The following is a 4,022-nucleotide window of genomic DNA, read 5'->3' as shown; positions in this document are numbered from 1 at the left end:
GGTGTTTGTCGTGTACGGAGCACCTTGTTTGCTTTTCTTTTTAGAAAAATAAGACTTTTCACCTCACTGCAATATCACTGTCGAAAACCCCCTTTACCTTCTTTGTTGAAAGTTTGCGCTTAGTTCAAGTATTTGCTCTAGCTATGCGATGTTGATCTCGATATGAATGGTGAATGTTTTTATCTTTCATTTAAAAACACAACACTGTACGCGCAAATGGAATCAATCCCCTTTATAAACGTGATTTACAACACCTTGCTTACCACTTCGGTTACAGAGCAGGGAAAGAGGTGAACAATGGAATCTACACGAATTAAACCCTTTGGCCGAACATTACTCGCTGCGGCGATAAGCTCCACATTGGCTGTATCAGCTCAAGCTGAGATTATTATTTCTCAGTATGTAGAAGGCAGCAGCTTCAATAAGGCCATCGAAATTGCTAACACTAGCAATGCATCCGTCAGTTTAGACAATTTCATTTTAGCGAAATCAAGCAATGGCGGTGGGAACTGGGATACACAGTTGCCCCTGACTGGGCGAGTAATTGCCGCGAACGATGTGTTAGTGATTTCTCATGCCAGCGCCAATAGTGCTATCCAAGCGGTGAGTGATGAAAATGATGGCTCGGTGATTAATTTTAACGGTGATGATCCGGTGGCGCTGCTAAACAGTGATGGTAGCGTACATGATGTGTTGGGAGTGATGGGCGGCATTAACTGGGGCAAGGACACCACTTTAGTGCGTAATAGCGATAGCCTCACGCCCTCAGCGGCTTATCAAGCTGCGCAGTGGAGCGCGTTAGGCAAGGATAATATTGAAGGGTTAGGCGCACTCGATGCCGTTGAGCCACCGGCTGAATTTACCTGTACTCAAGAGGGATCTGAGCCCGCCTTTACCTCTATTCAAGCGATCCAAGGCGAAGGGCAAACCTCTCCTCTTATTAGTGGCTACCCTTACATCACCGACCAAGAATATTTTGTCAAAGGTGTCGTGAGTGCCATTACCACAGGATTGACTAAAGGTTTTTATCTGCAAGCGCTGGAAGATGATTACAACTTAAATACCTCTGAAGGTTTGTTTGTTTTTACCGATCAATCAAGCTCAAGTTTAAAACCGGGGGATGTGGTTTGTGTGAAAGGTAAAGTACAGGAGTATTACAACCTCACACAGCTTAAAGTCGAAAACAACCAATGGCTAAAGCAAGGTGAGCAAGAGGCTCCACAAGCGACCGCGATAGAGATTTTTCCCACCGATGAGAACTTTGAGCACACATTAGAGCGTTATGAAGGCATGTTGGTAAAAACCACACCAGAGCTGGATATGCGTGTGACGCGCACCTTTGGTTATGACTATGCTTCTCGTCGCAATAACATGGTGTTAGCGCAAGGTCGTATTAACATGCAGCCGAACCAGCTATTCGCTGCGGGCTCTGAGCAAGCCAAACAGCAGAGCATCGAAAACGCGCAGCGCCGCTTGTTTATTGAATCAGATGCGAAAGCCGCCGATGGCCAAATTCCGTACTACCCAGAGTTTGGTCGCAGTGATATTGATCAAAATGGTTCAACGGAAGATTACATCCGCATTGATGACAGCATCATAGGTTTAGAAGGTGTGCTCTCATACGGTTACAACGAATATCGTTTGATTGTGACCAATTCGCTCAATCAAGAGAATTTCGTGCGCAATGATCCTCGCAGCGAGAAACCGGATATCGATGAAGGCGATCTGCGCATTGCCACATTCAACGTGCTTAACTATTTCAACTCGCCGTTTGGCGGTGATGCAAATCAGCATGGTGATAATCGTGGTGCTAATAACCTTGCAGAATTTGAATTGCAGCAAGCGAAGATCGTTAATGCGATTGTACGTTTGGATGCCGATATTGTCGGTTTGATGGAAATTGAGAATAACGGTTTCGGTGCAGGGTCGGCGATTGCGCAATTGGTCAATCAGATCAACAGCCAGATCTCGGATAAGAAAAAGCATTACCGTTTTGTCGCGATTGACTCAAATAATGATGGTGTGACCGATGAACTTGATTCTATTGGCACGGATGTGATCACCACAGGAGTGATTTATCGTGAAAAAGTGGTGAAGTTGACAGAAAATCGTGTAATTCCAATGCCAAGCCAACAAGCACCTGAAGTGTTGGATGACAAAGGCAAAGTGATTGAAGATGGTAAAAATTACCAGCGTGACACGCTTGCACCGACCTTCAAAGTTAAAGGTGGCAATGAGAAAATTACCGTCGCGGTTAACCATCTAAAATCCAAGGGTTCGGCATGTTGGGAAGATGCTGCACCAGTTGAACAAGGTGGGCAAGGCGGCAAAGATCTTGATTTTCAAGGTGCATGTGAACAATTCCGTGTCGCAGCTGCAGTTGCTTTAGGTGAAGCGTTACAAAAAATAAAAGGGCATAAAGTCATTTTGGGTGATATGAACTCTTACGGTATGGAAGACCCGATGCTCGTATTGACGGACTACAGCCCGGAGAAGTATGGCAAAACCATTCGTGCGGCACGTAATACTTACATTGCAGGTACTCCTCAGTTTGGTGATGATGGCGCGTTGATTACTCACAATTATGGGTACCTTAACGCTGTGGCGATAAAACACCCAGAGAGCTGGAGTTACTCATTTAATGATGAAGTTGGCGCACTGGATCATTTGCTGGTCAGCAAAAGTTTGAAAGGCAAAGTGGTGGATGCGACCGATTGGCACATCAACGGTGGTGAATCGACACTGTTTGATTACAACAGTGAATTCAAAGGTGATTTGCCCAAATATCAAGATCATTTCCGCGCATCTGATCATGATCCTGCCGTGTTAGAACTGAACATCTACGGCGGTTCATTCGGCCTAGGAGCACTCTTCTCATTACTCGGCTTTGGTATGTGGCGACGTCGTCGTTAAGGCTTAAAGTGCGCCCCGTTAACTGACGGGGCGTTTTTGTTTTGCTCAAGCTCGGATTTTTTCAATTAAATAATCAATAAATAGCCTTACTCGTGGCGCAAGGTGGTGACGGCTCGGGTAAAGAATGTTCATGGTGTTATCTGATAGATAATAATCTGGAAAAAGCCTGACGAGGTTAGGATCATTGATTTCGTCAGCGAGAAAATTGGCAATCAAGCCGATCCCCATGCCTTGTTGTACCATTGACATCGCACCAAGCGGCGCATTGCAGATATGTTTAGGGCGGGTTTTGATGTCGCATCTCACTCCCTTTGGATTGATTAGCGTGACTTTATCTTGAGGAAGATTCAATAAAGTTAACGCAACCCATGGGTGCTGCTCTAAATCTCGTAGTTTCTTTAATAAAGGTGCACTAGCTAAGTATTTTTTACTGGCGTATATCCCCATTTTAAAAGGCATCAATTCGCGGCCAACCATTGAGCAAGATGTCAGTTCACCCATTCTGATCAGCACATCTAATTGTGTGGCTACTGGATCTTGTAAACCATCTTCGAGTTGAATATCAAACAGCACATTGGGGTAACTCTCAGAAAATGTTGAAATCAGCGGACTTAAAATATAGCTGCCGACATCAATGGTTGTACCGATCCTAATCACGCCTGCTACATCGGTAGACAAATGCTGGACGGCCCGTAGCGCGTCTTCTGCCAGCGGTAAGAGGCCATTGGTATGTTGATAAAATGCGTGCCCTTCAGTCGTTAGGCTAACTTTACGGGTAGAGCGATGCAGTAAACGTACGTTAAGATGTGATTCTAGCAAGCTAACTTGCTCGCTCACTTTCGATTTTGCTATGCCTAACGATTCACCAGCCGAGGTAAACGAACCGTATTCAACCACTTTATTAAAAATGGCAATACGTTTTAACTCACTCAACATAATTGTTCCCTTATTGGTAACCTTTCGTTCTTGTTTTGTTATCTAGTCAACCTTTGTCATTCATCAAATAATGACAGCTCTAATTAGAGAGATATAAACCATTTTGGTTTCCTTTAAATACGGGCAAATAATAAATTTCTTCTGAATGATGGCACTATTGAGATATCTATTCC

2 protein-coding genes are annotated in these 4,022 nt (G+C 44.4%); one reads left to right on the top strand and one right to left on the bottom strand.

Annotated elements, in window-relative coordinates; genetic code table 11:
- Positions 1-297 precede the first annotated feature (297 nt).
- On the top strand, positions 298-2,913 hold the full coding sequence (locus AACT21_RS07385) for an ExeM/NucH family extracellular endonuclease (protein WP_094164569.1): 2,616 nt from the start codon (positions 298-300) through the stop codon (positions 2,911-2,913).
- A 45-nt stretch (positions 2,914-2,958) separates the two neighbouring features.
- On the opposite strand, the gene AACT21_RS07380 is transcribed toward AACT21_RS07385, so the two are convergent.
- A complete protein-coding gene (locus tag AACT21_RS07380; RefSeq protein ID WP_094164568.1) occupies positions 2,959-3,849 on the bottom strand; it encodes a LysR family transcriptional regulator in 891 nt (296 codons plus the stop codon).
- Between the last annotated feature and the right edge of the window lie 173 nt (positions 3,850-4,022).

It is taken from the genome of Vibrio sp. V08_P9A1T1, from assembly GCF_963874405.1.
Lineage (GTDB): Bacteria > Pseudomonadota > Gammaproteobacteria > Enterobacterales > Vibrionaceae > Vibrio > Vibrio anguillarum.
Note: the sequence above shows the minus strand (reverse complement) of the source record. Positions and strands in the feature narration are given on the sequence as shown.

Coding starts and splice junctions, on each gene's coding strand:
- AACT21_RS07380 (WP_094164568.1), bottom strand. CDS start 3,849: ATGTTGAGTGAGTTAAAACGTATTGCCATTTTTAATAAAGTGGTTGAA.
- AACT21_RS07385 (WP_094164569.1), top strand. CDS start 298: ATGGAATCTACACGAATTAAACCCTTTGGCCGAACATTACTCGCTGCG.